This window comes from Nocardia mexicana NBRC 108244 (genome assembly GCF_001613165.1).
GTDB lineage: Bacteria > Actinomycetota > Actinomycetes > Mycobacteriales > Mycobacteriaceae > Nocardia > Nocardia mexicana.
The window spans coordinates 17,092-34,629 of record NZ_BDBV01000006.1 but is presented as its reverse complement, the minus strand read 5'-3'; the positions used below and the strand labels follow the sequence as shown (position 1 = coordinate 34,629).

Here is a 17,538-nt window from a genome sequence, read left to right as displayed (position 1 = left end):
TTCACTCCGAGGTTCGGTAGGAAGCACCGCTGTCACGGCGACCCGGCGTCGTGACCGTCGATGCATCGGAGCCTCCATGGTAATGCGAACACATCTGCACACGACAGTCACGAGTCGTTTCACTTTCGGCGTGTGTGTGAGGCTGCTTACAACGCCTGACCCTCTCTTTACCTTTGCTTTACCCTGGGCTGCGCAGGTAGGTTGCTCGACCGAAGGGATGCTCCATGAACGACATGATCAAGGTTCTCGCCCGGGACGAGAACTGGGAGAAGTGGGTGGCGGCCAACTCGGATTCGGCGGCCAAGGACGGGTGCATCTCCAAGTCGGGGTGCATTTCCAAGGCCGGTTGTATCTCCTAGTCGCTCGGCGTGAGCCGGGCCGGGGCCCGGTCCGGCTCCGAGCCAGCCACTCATGACGGAAACCGCAGGCACCCGCCCACTTCCGAGCCCGTTCGTCGAGGCCGTCGGTGATATCCCGTTCTATCGGGACCAGGCGGCGGCGAATGCCTTCCCGATCATCACCAAAGCCGATCTGGCGCAGTCGTTCCCCGCGTCCTTCCTGACGCCCCGGGTCGAGGCCGCGTTGGAATCCGGTGCCGCGCAATATGTCTGGTCCACCGGCACCAATCACGCACGCATGCAGCTGATTCGACCGCCGCTGTTTCTGCTGCGCACGTATTACGCGGTGTGGCGGGACCATCCGGAGATCGGCGACACCTTCGCCGCCGGAGTTCCCCGCGTGTCCGTCACCACCCGGCTGGCCACCGATCACGTGGCGCGGGTCAGCGAGTCCCGGGGCGGCGACGCCGCCGATATCGCGCGGCGATGGCTCGACGACCGGACCCTGTACATCAATCAGGACCTGGATCCGGCGCTGTGGTCGGCGGCGGCCGTCGATCGGATGCTCGCGGAGATCGAGGCCGCCCGGCACGAGAAAGGTTCCGGCGCCTACCATCTCGACTGCTCGTCGTATCACGCCGCGTATCTGCTGCGCGCCGCGGGCACGCGGCTGCCGCGCCCGGCCAGCGCGATCCACGGGTACGAATTCACGCCGCGCAATGTCCGGCGGTTCCTCGAGGAGCGGCTCGGCTGCCGGGTCGTGGAACTGTTCGGGAGCACCGAGCTGGGATATCTCTACTACGGCGACACCGCGGGGCACTACCACCCGCACCTGGACAGGATGGAGGTCGAGCTCGAGCCGATTCCGGGCAGCCGCGGCATCTACAACCTCGTGGTCTCGAGCATCCGCAATCCCTTCATGCCGTTGCTGCGGTACAACACCGGCGACTGCGTGCACACGCGCGACGGCTCCTCCGATCCGCGGCAGATCGTTCGCTTCTGCGGCCGGGAGAAGGAACTGCTCGTCAGCGATACCGCGATCACCTCGCAGGCGGAACTCGACGACGTAATCGCGAATATCGGCCCGCGGGTGTTCGTCTACCAGCTGCGTGTCGACGGCGCCCGGGCGCTGCTGGCCTACACCACCTTCGACGGCGCGGCACTCGATACCGCCGCCGCGCACGAACTGGCGTCGGCCGCCTCCGCGCTGACCGGGCTGGCCGTGGATGTCGCGCACCACACCCACATTCCGATCGGCAAGTCCGGAAAGTACGCCTGGCTCGATCGCCGAGGAGATACCCGATGACAGAACACGCGATCCTCGGCGAGCTGTACGAGGAGACGGTTCGCTATGTGCGACAGCACAACAGCGTCGACGAGCCGACCGCCCGTGTGCAGGTGCGCGAAGCGGTGCGCTACCTGGCGCTGGTCTCGGCGCATCCCGACGAGCTGGGCGGGCTGTTCCTGCCCGTCGAGCAGGCGATCGACGAGGTCTGGCACTACCTGATCCTGCAGACCCGCGAATACACCGATCTCTGCGAGAACCGGCTTCCGGGAGGGCGTTTCATCCATCATCGGTCGATCTCCTACGCCGACTACGGCCGGGAGCAGCCCTCCCGGGAGACCATGATCGAGCAGTCGCTGCGCTGGATTCCGCTGTACTGCGCCAGGTTCGGCGGCTTCGACGCGGACGGCGCCCGATGGTGGACGATGGTGCGGTTCCTGCACGACGAGATGGGCTACAGCCTGAGCGATATCTCCGCGCTACAGCCGGCCGGCGCGGCGGACGGAAGCTGACCGCAGCCCGGCGGCAATCACCAACGCGGCCAAGAGGATCTGCGTACCCAGCACCGCGACCATCGCCGTCCGGTGCCCCGACGACTGCACGACCTCGCCGAACACGGTTCCGAGCACCGCCGTGCCGGTGGCGATCGACACCTGCTGAGCCGTCAGGAGCACGCCCCCGCCCATCCCGGCCAGTTCGGCCGGGACCAGCGACAGCAGGTGGGCGTTCATGGCGCCCAGGGCGATTCCCTGACCGGTGCCGATCAGCAACAGCGCCAGGCACATCACCGGGGCGGACGCGGTCAGCACGCCGCCCGCCATGACGGCCAGGCCGCCGCCCTGCACCGCCGCCCCCAGCGCGATCGTCCGTACCCCGAGCCGATCCCGTATCCGCGGCACCGTGAACGACGACACCAGGAACCCCAGTGCCATCGGCGCCGTCAGCACACCGGCCGCCAGCGGGGTGCGCCCCAGTCCCTCCTGCAGGGTCTGCGGCAGGGCGAACAGGAATCCGCCCGCACCGGCGAAGAAGGGCAGCATCAGCGCCAACGCCCAACGGAGATCCGGGTTTTCGAACATCCGCGCGGGCACGAGGGCGGTCGGCGCGGACCGGCGTTGCTGCCGCAGCCACGCGCGCCCGGCGAGCAGCGTCCCGACGCCGAGGGCGACCGCCGCGAGGCCGGAGGTCGTCGCCAGCGAGACCGCCAGCAGGAACGTGAGGACCGTGAGCGACAGCAGTGCGCCACCGCGCCAGTCGATCTGCTGATCGGCGTCCGGGCGCGTGTCCGGAACCAGCCGGGGCAGCAGGAGCAGCGCGGCCACCCCGACCGGAACATTGATCAGGAACAGCCAGCGCCACGCGCCGTCGCCGCCGACGACGTCGAGCAGTGCGCTGCCGCCGATGAGCCCGATCAGCGCGGACAGTCCGCTCATCGACGAATACCAGCTGATCGCGCGATCGCGCCGCGACCCGGCGTGGGCGGTGAGCAACCCCAGCACCTGGGGCATGACGAAGGCCGCCGTGGCGCCCTGCACGATCCGCCCGACGACCAGCACCGGAAGCCACGGCGCCAGACCGCACACCATCGACGCGGCGAGGAAACCGCAGACCGCCGCCCACAGCACCCGGCGGCGCCCGAGGCGGTCACCGAGACGCCCGCCGACGATCAACAGCGAGCCGAAACCGGCGAGATAGCCGACCATGATCAGGCCGAGCAGCGCCGACCCCGCCGCGATATCGAAATCCCGCCGGATGCCGGGCAGCGCCACGCCCGCGATGAACGCATCCATCATCGGAACGAACGCGCACGCCAGGACCAGCAGAATCGCTCGCGTGCTCAACGCCCGGCCGTCCCGTTCACGAAGATCAAATCCGGACAATCGTAACGGGGAACGGCCGGATGGTCTTCGGTGCGGGCCGCCGCCACCACGCGCATCGGCCTAGGGACCGCAAATCACTGTGAGATCCAGCTCACAGCAATAACATTCTCCTATGTCAGCCCTGCCGAACGTGTCGACGACGATCGAGGGCCGAGTGGAGTACGCGGCGGCGGATGCGCCGAAGGTGACCTTCCGGACCGGAGCCGGGGAACTGCTGGCGGTCGCCGAGCACCGGACCGAGGCCGGAGTTCGCGGGAGGCTGGCGAATCTGCTCGGTTCGGCTCGCGTCCGATGCCGGATCTCCTGCTCGGACGGATCCACGGTCTGGATCGAGTCGAAGGATGCCGCGTGGACGCGAGTGCATCGCGGCGACGGCGTATCCGTCGGTGCCATCCTGCACGCCGAAACCGCCACGGCGGTCGCCTCGACCGGCGGCACGCTGTTCCACTTCGTCCCGGATCCCGCGCCGAGCCCGGTGCCGGAGTCGTCCCGCCTACTGCTGCTCGACCAGTCCGGGGGAGAGGTCGGCTGCCTCGAACTGGCGCACGCGACCGACGCCGCGCCGGACGCGAATCGCCTTGCGATCAGCGGTATCCGGGTGTCGGTGCCGCATCGCGTCGATCGAGTGGAGCGCGACATCCTGCTCGCCGCCTGTGTGGATATGACCTTGGGCTCGCGGTCCTATTTCGCCGGTCCCCGATGAACCGAGCGTGACGACCGGATCGGCGGCGGTCGCTTCCCGGCCCGTCACTTCGGGCCGACCGTGCTCGGGGACCGAGGCACTCCCCGATACCCTTGCTGGAATGAACGAGTCTGCTCCCGGTGCGCTGCGGATCGGTTACGTTCCGGGCGTGACCGTCGCCAAGTGGGCGCGCCGGTGGGCAGAGCGGTTCCCGGACAGCCCCCTGGACGTGATCGGGGTGCCGCAGGCCGAGCAGGACGCGGCGCTGCGGGACGGGCGGGTCGACATGTGTTTCGTGCGCCTGCTGATCGATCGCGACGGCATGCACGCCATCCCGCTCTACCACGAGCTGCCGGTCGTCGTGGTGCCCAAGGATCACCCGATCTCGCTGTTCGACGAGGTGGCCGCGGCGGATCTGGCCGACGAGCGGATGCAGGACGCGAGCGACCTCGACGCCCTGGCGGGCACGGTCGAACTCGTCGCCGCGGTCGGCGGCGCGGCGATCATGCCGCATTCGCTGGCGCGGCTGCACCACCGGCGGGATCTCGTCTTCCGCACGGTGACCGACGTGCCGGATACCGAGATCGCCCTGGCGTGGCCGATCGAGCACGAGTCCGAGGAGATCGAGCAGTTCATCGGCATCGTGCGCGGCCGCACCGAGCGCAGTTCCCGCTCACAGTCACACGCGAAAACCGCAGCGGCCGAGGAGAAGCCGGAACGGAAGGCGCCACCCGCTCAGGGCCGCGGTACTCAGAGCAAGGAAACTCGAGGCTCGGGAACGCGAACGTCCGGCGGTCGCGGGACCGCCGGACGGAAGAATTCACACCCCGGCCGCAAGAAGCCCCCGCGCCGCCGGGGACGGTGACTAGCGCGGCTTGTTCTTCAGGAACGAGTCGCGGATCAGGACGGCCGCGAGCGCGACGGCGGAGCCGATCAGGAACAGGTAGCCGATGTTGCCGGTGCCCGACGAACTGCCCTGGGGCCCTTCGAACAGCATGGCCAGCAGAATCACCACGACCACCCAGCCGGCGACCTTGAAGGTCCGCCGTGACTCGCCGCTCCAGCCCCAGGCGGCGGACGGAACCTCGGCGGGGTCGACCTTGGTGACGACGGCGCTCTTGGCGGGTTCCAGTTCCGTGGCGGCCACGTTCGCTCCCATCAGTACGGGTTGCTGCACAACAGGTACAGACTGTCGTCACCATGTTGTCATACGACTGCCCGTCGTAGCCAGCGGGGTGAGCGGGTGTCGGAGCGCTGGGTCCGGAACAATGAGGGGGTGTCCGACATCGTGAGAGTCCTGCTGCTCGGCAGCACCGGTTCCATTGGCACACAGGCGCTGGAGGTGATCGCCGCCGATCCCGATCGGTTCGAGGTGGTGGGGCTGGCCGCGCGCGGCGGCAATACCGCGCTGCTGGCCGAGCAGATCCGGGCGACGGGTACCACCAACGTCGCCGTCGCCGATCCCGCCGCGGCCGCGAAACTCGGTGTGGCACTGGCGGGCCCGGCCGCGGTGGCCGAGCTGGTGCGCCGCACCGAGGCCGACGTCGTGCTCAACGCGCTGGTCGGCTCGCTGGGCCTGGAGCCGACCCTGGCCACGCTGGAATCGGGGCGTCGCCTCGCGCTGGCGAACAAGGAGTCGCTGGTGGCGGGCGGCTCGCTGGTGACCCGCGCCGCGGCGCCCGGGCAGATCGTGCCGGTGGACTCGGAGCATTCGGCGATGGCGCAGTGCCTGCGCAGCGGCCGGGCGGACGAGGTGGACCGGCTGGTGCTCACGGCGTCGGGCGGCCCGTTCCGGGGGTGGACGACGCAGATGCTGGAATCGGTGAATCCGGCCGAGGCCAAGGCACATCCGACCTGGTCGATGGGCCTGATGAATACCCTGAATTCGGCGTCGCTGGTGAACAAGGGCCTCGAGCTGATCGAGGCGCACATGCTGTTCGGCATCGACTACGACAAGATCGACGTCACCGTGCATCCGCAGTCGATCGTGCACTCGATGGTGACCTTCACCGACGGGTCCACCATCGCCCAGGCCAGCCCGCCGGATATGAAGCTGCCGATCTCGCTGGCGCTGGGCTGGCCGGACCGGGTGCCCGGAGTGCTCGCACCGCTGGACTTCGGCACGGCGTTCACCTGGGAGTTCGAGCCGGTCGACAACGAGGTGTTCCCGGCGGTGGAACTGGCCCGGCAGGCCGGGCGGGCGGGCGGTAGCGTGACGGCGGTCTACAACGCCGCCAACGAGATTGCCGTGCAGGCCTTCCTCGACGGGCACATCCGGTTCCCCGAGATCGTGCGCACGGTGGCGCGTGTGGTCGAGGCGGCGGACCGGTGGAGCGCGGAACCCGCTACCTTGGACGAGGTGCTCGCGGCCGACGCGTGGGCGCGGCAGCGTGCGCAGTCGCACGTGGGTAACTGACGCAGAAGGGTTCGACACTGCATGGGGTTCGCGATCGGGTTCGTGCTGTTCGCGCTCGGCATCACGGTATCGGTGGCCCTGCACGAGTGCGGCCACATGTGGACGGCGCAGGCCACGGGCATGAAGGTGCGCCGCTTCTTCGTCGGTTTCGGGCCGAAGGTGTTCTCCTTCCGCCGCGGTGAAACCGAATACGGGCTCAAGGCATTGCCGCTGGGCGGTTTCTGCGATATCGCGGGCATGACCGCGCTGGACGAGATGGAACCGGAGGACCTGGACCGGGCCATGTACCGGCAGGCGACCTGGAAGCGGCTGCTCGTGATGTCCGGCGGCATCGCGATGAACTTCCTGCTCGGGTTCCTGCTGATCGTGCTGCTGGCGGTGGGGTGGGGGCTGCCGCGGCTCGACGTGCCGCCGGAGACACAGATCAATCCGACCGAGTGCGTCCAGGCGCAGAACCCGGACGGCACCGCGCAACCGTGCACGGCGAGCAGCCCGGCCGGGCCCGCGCTGCAGGCCGGGCTGAAGCGCGGGGACAAGGTCGTGGCGATCAACGGCGTTCCCGTCGACAGCTGGCCGGAGCTGCAGAAGGCCACCGAGCAGAGCGGCACTTTGTTGTACACCGTGGAACGTGACGGTGAGCGGCTCGATATCCCGGTGACGCCGCAGCAGACGGCCACTTATCCGTTCAAGCCCGGGACGGAGGAGCGCGTCACCTCCCCGGTGATGGTCGGGAAGGTCGGTGTGGGCCAGGACTACTACGACCCGCAGCAGTACGGCTTCTTCGCCGCCATCCCCGCCTCGATCTCCTTCACCGGCGACATGTTCGGCAAGACCTTCGCCTCGCTGGCGCAGATGCCCAGCAAGGTGGCCGACCTGTGGACCGCCGTCACCGGCGGCGAACGCAGCGCCGACACCCCCGTGAGCGTCTACGGCGCCAGCAAGATCGGCGGCGAGACGGCCGAACGCGGCCTGTGGGGCGTATTCATCCTGGTGCTGGCCAGCCTGAACTTCTTCCTCGGCGCCTTCAACATCCTGCCGCTGCTACCGCTGGACGGTGGGCACATCGCGGTGGTGCTGTACGAGAAGCTGCGCAACGTGCTGCGCGGCCGCAAGGGCCTACCCCCCGGCGCCCCGGTCGACTACATGAAACTCCTCCCAGCCACGTACGTGGTGGTCGTCATCGGCGGCGCCTACATGATCCTCACCCTCGCCGCCGACATCGTGAACCCGATCAAACTCTTCCCGTAATCGGTTGCCGGAGAGCGTCGTCTCGCGAATTAACCTCGCGGGAACTTGTGCGGCGTAGGGTCCGTCGGCGTTGGATATCCAGGGAGGTGCGGCAGTGACGAAGAAGGAAGCGGCGGCGGTGATCATCGCGGCCAAGCAGCGGCTGGGGCTCACGTGGGCGCAGCTGTCCGAGGCGATCGGGCGGGCCCCGGCGTGGACGGTTGCCGCGCTGCTCGGACAGCATCCGGTGCCGGAGGCGGAAGCGAAAACCGTTGCGGGACTGCTGGATCTGGGCGAGGAGATCGAGCTGGCGCTGCGGGCGCAGCCGACCCGCGGTGCTCTGGAGACCGCGGTGCCCACCGACCCGACGATCTACCGGTTCTACGAGGTGCTGCAGGTGTACGGCCCGGCGATCAAGGAACTGATCCACGAGGAATTCGGCGACGGCATCATGAGCGCCATCAACTTCCGCCTGGACGTGGCGCGGGCCGAGGACCCGGCCGGCGACCGTGTCGTCGTAACCCTGGACGGGAAATTCCTGCCCTACCAGTGGTGACCCTACCGGTCGGCAAAGCCGGTATAGGGTTGGGCGACAAGGTCGTACGGGTGACGTATTCGAACGATTCGACCAGATATCGCCGGAGGGGAAGCCGTTGGACATCGAGCCCGTCGTCCTCGACCCGACCGCTGCCGACCTCCACGGAGAGGTCGAGCGCCTCCGTTCGCGCGGTCCGGCGACGCTGGTGGAGCTGCCCGGTGGGGTGCGTGCCTGGGCGGTGACCGATGCCGACGTCCTCGCGGAGCTGCTCGCCGACCCCCGGGTCTCCAAGGACGCCCGTCGCCATTGGCCCGCCTTCCGCAATGGCGAGGTACCCCGTCATTGGCCGCTGAAGCCGTGGGTGGCCGCCAACAACATGCTCACCGCCTACGGCCCCGAGCACCGCAGGCTGCGACGGCTGGTCGCGCCCGCGTTCACCGTCCGCCGCACGAACGCCCTGCGTCCCTACATCCAGGAGGTGGCCGACGAGTTGCTCGACGCCGTCGATCGGGTACCGGCGGGGGAGGTGGTCGATCTGCGTGAACGGTTCTGCTACGTGCTGCCGATGCGGGTCGTCTGCGAGCTGATGGGTATCCCCGATGCGCTGCGTCCGGCGCTGAGTGCGTGCGTCGACAGCGGTTTCGATACCACCCTGGCCCCGGACGCCTCGGCGGCGGCCTACGCCGAGATCGGCCGGATCGTCGGCGAGCTCGTGGCGCGCAAGCGGCGGGACCCCGGCGCCGACGTGACCAGCGCCCTCATCGCCGCATCGGACGACGAGGACGGCTCGCGCCTCGACGATCGAGAACTCATCGAGACGGTGATGCTGGTGATCGGCGCGGGCCACGAGACCACCGTCAACCTCATCGGCAACGCCATCGTGGCACTGCTCGGTCACCCCGACCAGAAGACGCGGGTCCTCGACGGGCGAGTGTCCTGGGCCGAGGTCGTGGAGGAGACGCTGCGCTGCGAGTCGCCGGTGGGATATCTGCCGTTGCGTTATGCCGTCGACGACCTCGAGGTGGGCGACGTGCGCATCGCGCGAGGCCAGGCGATTCTCGCGTCGTACTCGGCAGCCGGCCGGGATCCGAAGCGGCACGGAGACAGTGCCGCCGCTTTCGATGTGGGCCGCGCGGGTAAGGAACATCTGTCGTTCGGCCACGGCGTCCACCACTGCTTGGGTGCGCCGCTGGCGCGTCTGGAGGCCATGGTCGCGCTGCCCGCGGTGTTCGCGCGCTTTCCGGAGATGCGACTGGCGAATCCGCCGCAGGAGTTGGGCGCCGTTCCCAGCTTCATCTCGCACGGCTACCGGAGGGTGCCCGTGTATCGCCATTGATCCGCAGGATCGCCGGAGTATTGCCGACTTTGCTCGCGAGGGAACACGCTGATGACCGACGAAGACAACAGAATTGGGCCGGATCTGGGGATAGATCAGGCTCAACCGTCTCGGATGTACGACTACATGCTCGGCGGTAAGGACAACTACGACGCCGACCGCGAGGCCGTGGAGAAGATCGAACAGCTGCTTCCGTCGGTGCGGCGGGCGGCGCGAACCAACCGGGACTTCATGATTCGCGCTGCGCGTTTCGTCGCGCAGGCGGGCATTCGTCAGTTCCTCGATATCGGCACCGGTATTCCGACCGAGCCGAATCTCCATCAGACCGTGCAGCAGATCGCGCCCGACGCGAGGGTGGTCTACGTCGACAACGACCCGATCGTGCTCGCTCACGCCAGGGCCTTGCTCGTCGGCACCCCGGAAGGACGCACCGGATTCATTCCCGCCGACGTTCGCGCCCCGGAGACGATTCTCGACGCTCCGAAGTTGCGTGAGATCTTGGATCTCGAACGTCCGGTGGCGCTGAGCTTGATAGCGCTGATGCACTTCATCGATGACGACGAACATCCCTACGACATCGTCGACACCTTGATGAACGCGCTCGCGCCCGGCTCGTATCTGGTGATGACCCATATCACCGGCGAATTCACACCCGATATCGCCGATCGCGCCGTCCAGATCTACCGCGACAGCGGTATCACGTTCCGGCTCCGAGATCGTGTGGAGTTCACCCGGTTCTTCGATGGGTTGGACCTGGTCGATCCCGGAATCGAGACGCCACACCGTTGGCACCCGGACGGAATCGTCCCCCCGCGATCGATGGACAAGCAGATGGTCGGATACGCGGGCGTCGCCCGCAAACCCGATCCGGGAGGATCCGCCGACGTGTAGACGCCTGCTGGGAGTCAGGAGGCGATGTCGCGCAGCAGAGTCCGGCAGAGATGGTCGGCTCGGCGGGTCGTTTCGGGCTGGCGGTAGCGCGGACTCAGGGCCAGTCCGTTCTCGTCCGGTTGGCTAGCGTGGCGCTGCGGCCGATTCGGTGGGTGGTGGGGCGGTGGAGCCGCGGAAGATGAGGTTGGTGGCGGGGAGGGTCGTGGCTGCGGTGGGGTCGAGGGGGATTTGGCCGGTCAGGTGGTCGATGATCGCTCGGGCGGCTCGGGAGCCCTGGTGGCGGGCGGGCTGGGCGACGGTGGTCAGGTTGATCATTTCGGCGATCGGGTGGTCGTCGACGGCTACCACCGACAGGGATTCGGGAACGGGGATGCGGGCGTCGTGGCGGAGCTTGCGCAGGGCGCCCGCGGCGACCTCGTCGGAGTGGCAGAACACGGCCGTCGGCAGCGGGGCCTCGACGTTGAGCAGCCGGTCCATGGCGAGACCGCCCTCGTCGACACCCCAGCGCACCGAGACGACGTAGTCCTCGCGGAAACGCAGCCCGGCCGCGTCGAGCTGATCCCGATATCCGCGGTAGCGGTCGCGGTCGGCATCCCAGTACGCGCCCTCCAGCGATTCGGTGCGGATCATCGCGATTCGGTTGTGCCCCTGGTGGATCAGGTGCCCGACGGCCTTGCGCGCGGCCTCGTGATCGTCGAAGCGGACGGTGGCGAGGCCGTCGGTGCGCGCGCCCACGCTCACCACCGGATAGCCCCGGCGGAGCAGGAGTTCGCGGTCGGTGTCGCCGACCGGCGCGGCGACGACGATCACGGCATCGACCTTGCGCCGTTGCGGCAGGCCCGCGATGAACTGCCGTCGCTGGTCGGCCGTGGTGAGGCAGTACAGCAGCAGATCCAGTCCGGCCCTGTGCAATTCGGTTTCGATGCCGGCGACGACGCTGGAGTAGAACCAGGTGTCCACCACCGGGGTGAGGACCGCCACCCGGCCGGTGCTCTCCGGAGTGGGGATGTAGTTCATCTCCTCGGCCACCCGCAGAACGAGCTCGCGGAGCTCCGGGGAGACGCCGGGTTCGAGGTGCACTGCCCGAGAGACTGTCGGGATCGAGATCTTCCGCCCCGCGATTCGGCCGACCGCGGCGGCGATATCCGCCATGGTGACCTGTTTTCGGCTCACGCCTTCAGCTTAACCCCACGCAAAAAGTTTCGCGCGAAAACTCCTGGACACCAAGGGTTTCCGCAGGAAATTACGTAACCCGCAGGCGTTGACTCCGACTCGGTTTCAGCGCAATTATCGTTGTATTCGACGTCGTCGAGTTTCATCGTTTCTCGGAAAGAACGACGGTGCAGGAACATTCGACAGCGCCTATCGCGCACGGTCACGCGACCGGCGATCCGTGGTGGCGCAATGCCGTTATCTATCAGGTGTACTCCCGATCGTTCGCGGACGGCGACGGCGATGGAATCGGTGATCTCGCAGGGCTTCTGGCGCGACTCCCGTATCTAGCGCGGCTGGGCGTGGACGCGATCTGGCTGACACCGGTGTATCCGTCGCCGATGGCCGACGGCGGCTACGACGTGGCCGACTATCGAGATATCGATCCCGTGTACGGCACGCTCGGTGACGCCGAGACCCTCATCGCGCGGGCGCACGCGCTGGGCCTGCGGGTGCTGTTCGATATCGTCCCCAACCACACCTCGAGCGCGCACCCGTGGTTCCGGGCGGCGCTGCGCGGCGACGCGGACGCGCGGGATCGCTATTGGTTCCGTCCGGGGCGCGGCCCCGAAGGCGGGCTGCCGCCGAACGATTGGGAGTCGATCTTCGGCGGCCCGGCATGGACCCGCGTCGACGACGGCCGGTGGTACCTGCACCTGTTCGCGTCCTCGCAGCCGGATCTCAACTGGAATCACCCCGCCGTGCGCGCCGATTTCGAACGCACGCTGCGCTTCTGGTTCGATCGCGGCCTGGACGGCTTCCGGATCGACGTGGCGCACGGTCTGGTCAAGGATCCGGCACTGCCGGACGCGGGCAAACGCATCGTGGGGTTCGATCGCATCAGCGACCATCCGGCCTGGGATCAGGACGGCACCGCCGACATCTACCGATCGTGGCGCAGGATCGCCGATTCCTATTCGCCGCCAAGGATTTTCGTCGGCGAGATCCACGTCTGCGATAACGCCCGGCTGGCTCGTTACCTGCGGCCGGGCTTGCTGCACACGGCCTTTCAGATGGACCTGCTCCGATCGTCGTGGCGGGCCGCGCCTCTGCGTGCGGTGGTCGAGGACGCCGTCGGACAGGCCGCCGCCGTCGGCGCGTCCCCGGCGTGGGTGCTCGCCAATCACGACGTAACCCGCATCGTGACCCGCTACGCCCGCTCCCAGCCCGGCGCCGAGATCGATTCCGAATGGGACCGCACCCGATGGACGCGGGAGACACCGGACCACGACCTCGGCCGCCGCCGCGCCCGCGCCGCGGCCCTGCTTCAGCTCGCCCTGCCCGGCTGCGCCTACCTGTATCAGGGCGACGAACTGGGCCTCGAGGAGGTGGAAGACCTGCCCGGTGACATTCGCCAGGACCCGACCTGGGCCCAATCCGGGTATACCGATGTCGGGCGCGACGGCTGTCGGGTCCCGATCCCGTGGTCCGGCGACGCTCCGCCGTACGGTTTCTCGCCCGACCACGCCGAGCGGTCGCCGTGGCTGCCCCAGCCGGCGGCGTGGGCCGATCGCACCGTCGCGGCTCAGGATTCCGATCGTGGATCGTTCCTCACCCTCTACCGCACGGCGCTCGCCCTGCGGCGCGTGTACTGGGCGGATGCGGCGGCGATCCGCTGGCTCGATACCCCGCCCGGTGCGCTCGCCTTCACCAACGGCGCCGCTCAATGCTGGGTCAACACCGGCGACCGCGCCGTCGAGCTACCCGGCCTGCCCGTGGCGCTGGCCTCTCCGCCGGTGATCGACCGCCTGCTCCCGCCCGACGGTTCGGCGTGGTTGATCGACCGGCCGCGGCCCGATCCGATCCGCCGCGAATAGCGAATACGCATCCACCATTCCGAGCTCGGCGCGCTCACGACGCGATACGAGCCGAATTCGCATGCCGTGCAGGCGGTATGCGCGCTGTCACGAAAATCGATAAGGGAGTTGGAAAATGTCACACGCACCCGAAACCGGGCCCGCGCACGGGAGCCTCCGGCCGATAGCGTCCCTCGGCGCCTGGGCGATGACACTGATCGCGGGCGTCGTCGTCATGTCGTTGATCGGCGTGATCGTCGACGCGGCCACCTACGCGGAATTCGAGCGTCGCCTGGAAAATGGGCAGGAAATGGAGGCGGAGTGGGGGGCCGGCGCCTGGGTCGGCGGTATCGAAATGCTCCTGCTGCTCGGCGCGGGAATCGTGTTCATCATCTGGTTGTGGCGCGCCCGCCGCAATGCCGAGTTGCTGTGTGTCGCCCGGCATCGGCTGCCCATCGGCTGGGTGATCGGCGGCTGGTTCTGTCCGGTGGTCAACCTCTGGTTCCCCCGGATGATCATGGCCGATGTGCTGCGGGCGTCCGACCCCGGTACGCGGGCGGATACGAGGGATCTGCGGATGCGCCCCGCCGGTGCGCTGGTGGACGCGTGGTGGGTCGCCTGGCTGGCCAACTGGGCGCTCGGGTTCGTGAATCTGCGGCTGAGCGCGCCGGACCCGGAGACCGTCACGACCGATGAATACACCATGATCACCTACGGCCCGAAGGGCGGCTGGAGCCTGATCGTCGTGGAATTCATCGAAGTCGGTGTGCTCGCCACGGCAGCCGCGTGCTTGGCGGCCTTGATCATTCGCGTGCAGAACCGGCAGGGCCAGCCTCGCCCAGTGGCGAACCCGGCCCCGGAGGTGTGACTCGGACTAGCGCCGATCGTCCAGGTACGAGCGATTGCGGTAGTAGTCGTCCTCTTCCTCGTCGTCCATCGGGGGAGAGGGCGGGGGCGGCACCTCCGCTGGCTCCGGCACCATCGACTGCATCAGATCCTTGATGCTGGGCGCGCCGGGGACGATATCGGGCAGGTCGGGCAGTTGATCGGCGGCGCCGTGCAGCGCCGCCGTGGCCTGCTCGGACTGTTCGACGGCGGAACGGGCGGCGGCCTGCGCGGCCTCGGTGATGGACCGGCTCAGCCGCTCCGGGGTGGAGCGCTTGAACGACTCCGGCGTCAGGTGCACCTCGATCGGGATGCCGGAGACATTGCTGACGACGCGGACCAGATTGTCCGACGACCAGGCCTCGCCCGTGGTGGCCGCCAGCCGGGCCTGCACCTCGGCCAGCTCGCGGCGCTCCTGCTCGAAGGTGACGAGCATCGAGTCGACCTGGTCGCGCAGCTCGGCGTTGCGGGCGCGCTCCGCTTCCTGCTCGCTGTTGGACATGCCACCTCCGGGGAATCGGTCCGTTACTGGTTCCGACGCGGCGGGGCTGCCTTCGGTTCCATCGGCGGGCAGATTTCATCACTCGGCGGTCGTATCGGGCAAACGATCACCGCGCGGCGACACACGATTGTGTAATGCGTCACACACCGCGCCACGCGCTCTCAGCTGCGCCGACACGCCCGGCCGACCGTCGCGAAACCTGTTCCACAGCACCATCGTTCGGATCGCGACGAATCCCTGGTGTCCGTGGCCGACCCCTAATCCGATACGTTGTCGGCGCTCTCACAGCGTCTGGTACGGCAACACCACTAGACTCGGGCCCGAACGGGTGGAGCACACACGAAAGCACGAAAGTAGGCAACCGAACGTGAGCAGTGCCATCGCCTTGGGGATGCCGTCGGGGCCCGCGGCCGTCCTCGCACCCCGGCGCAAGACTCGCCAACTACAGGTGGGCAAGGTCGGGGTCGGCAGTGACTTCCCGGTGTCGGTGCAGTCGATGACGACCACCAGAACCCACGACGTGAATTCCACGCTGCAGCAGATCGCGGAGCTGACCGCGTCGGGCTGCGACATCGTGCGGGTGGCGTGCCCGCGCCAGGAGGACGCCGACGCGCTGGCCGCGATCGCGAAGAAATCCCCCATCCCGGTCATCGCCGATATCCACTTCCAGCCGCGCTATATCTTCGCCGCGATCGACGCCGGCTGCGCCGCGGTGCGGGTCAACCCGGGCAATATCAAGGAATTCGACGGCCGCGTCGGCGAGGTCGCGAAGGCGGCCGGGGCGGCGGGCATCCCGATCCGCATCGGCGTCAACGCGGGTTCGCTCGACAAGCGGATGCTGGAGAAGTACGGCAAGGCGACGCCGGAGGCGCTGGTGGAGTCGGCGCTGTGGGAGGCGAGCCTGTTCGAGGAGCACGGCTTCGGCGATATCAAGATCTCGGTCAAGCACAACGACCCGGTGATCATGGTGGAGGCCTACCGCCAGCTGGCCGCGCAGTGCGACTATCCGCTGCACTTGGGCGTCACCGAGGCCGGTCCGGCGTTCCAGGGCACCATCAAGTCGGCGACCGCGTTCGGCGCGCTGCTGTCGCAGGGCATCGGCGATACGATCCGCGTCTCGCTGTCGGCCCCGCCGGTCGAAGAGGTGAAGGTCGGCAACCAGATCCTGCAGTCGCTGAATCTGCGCCCGCGCAAGCTCGAGATCGTGTCGTGCCCGTCGTGCGGGCGCGCGCAGGTCGACGTGTACACCCTGGCCGACGAGGTCACCGCGGGCCTGGAGGGCATGGAGATCCCGCTGCGGGTGGCCGTGATGGGCTGCGTGGTGAACGGGCCCGGCGAGGCGCGCGAGGCCGATCTGGGCGTGGCCTCGGGGAACGGCAAGGGCCAGATCTTCGTGAAGGGCGAGGTCATCAAGACCGTGCCCGAGCACCAGATCGTGGAGACCCTGATCGAAGAGGCGATGCGCATCGCCGAGGAGATGGGCGACGCCGGTGCGGGCGAACCGGTCGTCACCGTCGGATAGCCGGTGATCGGGATGCGTTCGTGACACCGGGCGCCGCCGTGTGTGGTGCGTCGCTCCCGGCACCCAAACAGCAGCGTATTCGCACTCTTCGTGGCAGGCTGTGAGTCGTGCGGAGTGTGCTGGAGCCGACCCGCCGGACAAGGAATTCCGGCGCTCGCCAGCTCGCGAATCGCGATCTGGCACAGGTGCTGCAAATCCTGGACACCGACCCGGTGGCCAGCTGCATGGTCGCTGCGCGCCTGCAGGAGTACGGCCTCGAGGGCCGGGGCGGGCAGGCGGAACTGTGGAGCCGCGGCGGCCCGATGACGTCGCTGTGCTTCTCCGGCGCGAACCTGGTACCGCTGCGCGGCGGCCCGGACGACCTGCGCGCCTTCGCCGAGCGGGCGGTCCGCTGGCCGCGGGTGTGCTCGTCGGTGGTCGGCCGCCAGGAACTGGCGCTGCCGCTGTGGGAGATGCTGTCCGAACGCTGGGGCCCGGCCCGGGATCTGCGCGCCGACCAGCCGCTGCTCGCACTCGACGGTCCCGCCTACGCGGTGCCCGATCCCCGGGTGCGCCGGGTGCGGGCCGATGAACTGGACCGGTACCTGGTCGCCGCGGTCGCCATGTTCACCGAGGAGATCGGTGTGGATCCCCGCGTCGGCGACGGCGGGCGCAGTTATCGGCGGCGCGTCTCGAGCCTGATTCAGGCCGGTCGCGCCTGGGCCCGCTTCGAGGACGGCGAGGTCGTGTACAAGGCCGAGGTGGGCGCGGTGTCGCGGCGCACCGGGCAGATTCAGGGCGTGTGGGTGCATCCGAGCTGTCGCGGTCGCGGGGTGGGCACCGCGGGGACGGCCGCGGTGGCGAATGCGGTCGTGGCGTCGGGCCGCACCGCCAGCCTGTACGTCAACTGCTACAACGAGGCGGCCCGCCGCGCCTACAAGAAGGTCGGATTCAACCAGATCGCCACGTTCGCCACGGTTCTGGTGGACTGATTCCGGCCATGCCGGAAATGGCAGGGGCGGGACACGCCGGAAATGACAGGGGCGGCG

Annotated in this window: 18 protein-coding genes; 14 read left to right on the top strand and 4 right to left on the bottom strand. The window is 68.5% G+C overall.

The window, feature by feature from the left end; translation table 11 throughout:
• Positions 1 to 224: 224 nt before the first annotated feature.
• The 3 genes from NM1_RS43720 to NM1_RS02910 are packed head-to-tail and all read left to right on the top strand — an operon-like array spanning position 225 to position 2,135.
• On the top strand, positions 225 to 359 hold the full coding sequence (locus tag NM1_RS43720; protein ID WP_255286157.1) for a hypothetical protein: 135 nt from the start codon (positions 225 to 227) through the stop codon (positions 357 to 359).
• A gap of 52 nt (positions 360 to 411) precedes the next feature.
• The gene (locus tag NM1_RS02915) at positions 412 to 1,644 is read left to right on the top strand and encodes a phenylacetate--CoA ligase family protein (protein WP_068013564.1); all 1,233 of its coding nucleotides are present in this window, start codon (positions 412 to 414) and stop codon (positions 1,642 to 1,644) included.
• Positions 1,641 to 2,135: a glycine-rich domain-containing protein gene (locus NM1_RS02910; RefSeq protein ID WP_068013562.1), complete on the top strand. Its 495-nt coding sequence runs from the start codon at positions 1,641 to 1,643 to the stop codon at positions 2,133 to 2,135. The genes NM1_RS02915 and NM1_RS02910 overlap by 4 nt, the downstream gene beginning before the upstream one ends.
• Here the strand turns inward: NM1_RS02910 and NM1_RS02905 are convergent.
• Positions 2,103 to 3,464 (bottom strand): MFS transporter, encoded by a 1,362-nt coding sequence (locus NM1_RS02905; RefSeq protein WP_084519105.1) that lies wholly within the window; start codon positions 3,462 to 3,464, stop codon positions 2,103 to 2,105. The two genes, NM1_RS02910 and NM1_RS02905, sit on opposite strands and share 33 nt — an antisense overlap.
• A 151-nt stretch (positions 3,465 to 3,615) precedes the next feature.
• Here NM1_RS02905 and NM1_RS02900 point away from each other — a divergent pair, with 151 nt between their 5' ends.
• Positions 3,616 to 4,206, top strand: a complete 591-nt coding sequence (locus NM1_RS02900) for a hypothetical protein (RefSeq protein ID WP_147289011.1) — start codon at positions 3,616 to 3,618, stop codon at positions 4,204 to 4,206.
• Positions 4,207 to 4,306: 100 nt separating this feature from the next.
• Entirely contained in the window at positions 4,307 to 5,050 is a 744-nt protein-coding gene (locus tag NM1_RS02895; protein WP_068013556.1) for a LysR family substrate-binding domain-containing protein, read from the top strand.
• Here NM1_RS02895 and NM1_RS02890 read toward each other — a convergent pair whose 3' ends face one another.
• Positions 5,051 to 5,332, bottom strand: a complete 282-nt coding sequence (locus NM1_RS02890) for a DUF2631 domain-containing protein (RefSeq protein WP_174556828.1) — start codon at positions 5,330 to 5,332, stop codon at positions 5,051 to 5,053.
• 129 nt (positions 5,333 to 5,461) lie between these two features.
• Between NM1_RS02890 and dxr the strand changes: the two genes are divergently transcribed.
• From dxr to NM1_RS02865, 5 genes are all read left to right on the top strand, one after another.
• Positions 5,462 to 6,601 carry a 1-deoxy-D-xylulose-5-phosphate reductoisomerase gene (dxr, locus tag NM1_RS02885; RefSeq protein ID WP_068013899.1) on the top strand — a complete coding sequence of 380 codons (1,140 nt, stop codon included), beginning with the start codon at positions 5,462 to 5,464 and terminating at the stop codon, positions 6,599 to 6,601.
• A gap of 21 nt (positions 6,602 to 6,622) precedes the next feature.
• Positions 6,623 to 7,849, top strand: coding sequence for a M50 family metallopeptidase (locus tag NM1_RS02880; RefSeq protein ID WP_068013554.1), 1,227 nt, complete (start codon positions 6,623 to 6,625; stop codon positions 7,847 to 7,849).
• Positions 7,850 to 7,943: 94 nt separating this feature from the next.
• Positions 7,944 to 8,384 (top strand): cyanase, encoded by a 441-nt coding sequence (cynS, locus tag NM1_RS02875; protein ID WP_068013552.1) that lies wholly within the window; start codon positions 7,944 to 7,946, stop codon positions 8,382 to 8,384.
• A 97-nt stretch (positions 8,385 to 8,481) separates the two neighbouring features.
• A complete protein-coding gene (locus tag NM1_RS02870; RefSeq protein ID WP_068013550.1) occupies positions 8,482 to 9,702 on the top strand; it encodes a cytochrome P450 family protein in 1,221 nt (406 codons plus the stop codon).
• Positions 9,703 to 9,753: 51 nt separating this feature from the next.
• Positions 9,754 to 10,593, top strand: a complete 840-nt coding sequence (locus NM1_RS02865) for an SAM-dependent methyltransferase (RefSeq protein ID WP_068013548.1) — start codon at positions 9,754 to 9,756, stop codon at positions 10,591 to 10,593.
• Between the two features lie 123 nt (positions 10,594 to 10,716).
• Here NM1_RS02865 and NM1_RS02860 read toward each other — a convergent pair whose 3' ends face one another.
• Positions 10,717 to 11,766: a LacI family DNA-binding transcriptional regulator gene (locus NM1_RS02860; protein ID WP_246011412.1), complete on the bottom strand. Its 1,050-nt coding sequence runs from the start codon at positions 11,764 to 11,766 to the stop codon at positions 10,717 to 10,719.
• A gap of 167 nt (positions 11,767 to 11,933) precedes the next feature.
• Here NM1_RS02860 and NM1_RS02855 point away from each other — a divergent pair, with 167 nt between their 5' ends.
• Positions 11,934 to 13,622, top strand: a complete 1,689-nt coding sequence (locus NM1_RS02855) for a glycoside hydrolase family 13 protein (RefSeq protein WP_068013544.1) — start codon at positions 11,934 to 11,936, stop codon at positions 13,620 to 13,622.
• A gap of 115 nt (positions 13,623 to 13,737) precedes the next feature.
• Positions 13,738 to 14,469 (top strand): DUF4328 domain-containing protein, encoded by a 732-nt coding sequence (locus NM1_RS02850; RefSeq protein ID WP_084519104.1) that lies wholly within the window; start codon positions 13,738 to 13,740, stop codon positions 14,467 to 14,469.
• Positions 14,470 to 14,475: 6 nt separating this feature from the next.
• Here NM1_RS02850 and NM1_RS02845 read toward each other — a convergent pair whose 3' ends face one another.
• The gene (locus tag NM1_RS02845) at positions 14,476 to 14,988 is read right to left on the bottom strand and encodes a YbaB/EbfC family nucleoid-associated protein (protein WP_068013540.1); all 513 of its coding nucleotides are present in this window, start codon (positions 14,986 to 14,988) and stop codon (positions 14,476 to 14,478) included.
• A 391-nt stretch (positions 14,989 to 15,379) separates the two neighbouring features.
• Between NM1_RS02845 and ispG the strand changes: the two genes are divergently transcribed.
• Together ispG and NM1_RS02835 are read left to right on the top strand one after the other, a co-directional pair.
• Positions 15,380 to 16,510: a flavodoxin-dependent (E)-4-hydroxy-3-methylbut-2-enyl-diphosphate synthase gene (ispG, locus tag NM1_RS02840; RefSeq protein ID WP_373864015.1), complete on the top strand. Its 1,131-nt coding sequence runs from the start codon at positions 15,380 to 15,382 to the stop codon at positions 16,508 to 16,510.
• Between the two features lie 107 nt (positions 16,511 to 16,617).
• Positions 16,618 to 17,481 (top strand): GNAT family N-acetyltransferase, encoded by an 864-nt coding sequence (locus tag NM1_RS02835; protein ID WP_246011411.1) that lies wholly within the window; start codon positions 16,618 to 16,620, stop codon positions 17,479 to 17,481.
• The last annotated feature ends 57 nt before the right edge of the window (positions 17,482 to 17,538 follow it).

Bases quoted from the DNA above. Each gene is read 5' to 3' on its own strand.
- NM1_RS43720 (WP_255286157.1), top strand. From the start codon at position 225: ATGAACGACATGATCAAGGTTCTCGCCCGGGACGAGAACTGGGAGAAG.
- NM1_RS02915 (WP_068013564.1), top strand. From the start codon at position 412: ATGACGGAAACCGCAGGCACCCGCCCACTTCCGAGCCCGTTCGTCGAG.
- NM1_RS02910 (WP_068013562.1), top strand. From the start codon at position 1,641: ATGACAGAACACGCGATCCTCGGCGAGCTGTACGAGGAGACGGTTCGC.
- NM1_RS02900 (WP_147289011.1), top strand. From the start codon at position 3,616: ATGTCAGCCCTGCCGAACGTGTCGACGACGATCGAGGGCCGAGTGGAG.
- NM1_RS02895 (WP_068013556.1), top strand. From the start codon at position 4,307: ATGAACGAGTCTGCTCCCGGTGCGCTGCGGATCGGTTACGTTCCGGGC.
- NM1_RS02880 (WP_068013554.1), top strand. From the start codon at position 6,623: ATGGGGTTCGCGATCGGGTTCGTGCTGTTCGCGCTCGGCATCACGGTA.
- NM1_RS02865 (WP_068013548.1), top strand. From the start codon at position 9,754: ATGACCGACGAAGACAACAGAATTGGGCCGGATCTGGGGATAGATCAG.
- NM1_RS02850 (WP_084519104.1), top strand. From the start codon at position 13,738: ATGTCACACGCACCCGAAACCGGGCCCGCGCACGGGAGCCTCCGGCCG.
- NM1_RS02845 (WP_068013540.1), bottom strand. From the start codon at position 14,988: ATGTCCAACAGCGAGCAGGAAGCGGAGCGCGCCCGCAACGCCGAGCTG.
- ispG (WP_373864015.1), top strand. From the start codon at position 15,380: ATGCCGTCGGGGCCCGCGGCCGTCCTCGCACCCCGGCGCAAGACTCGC.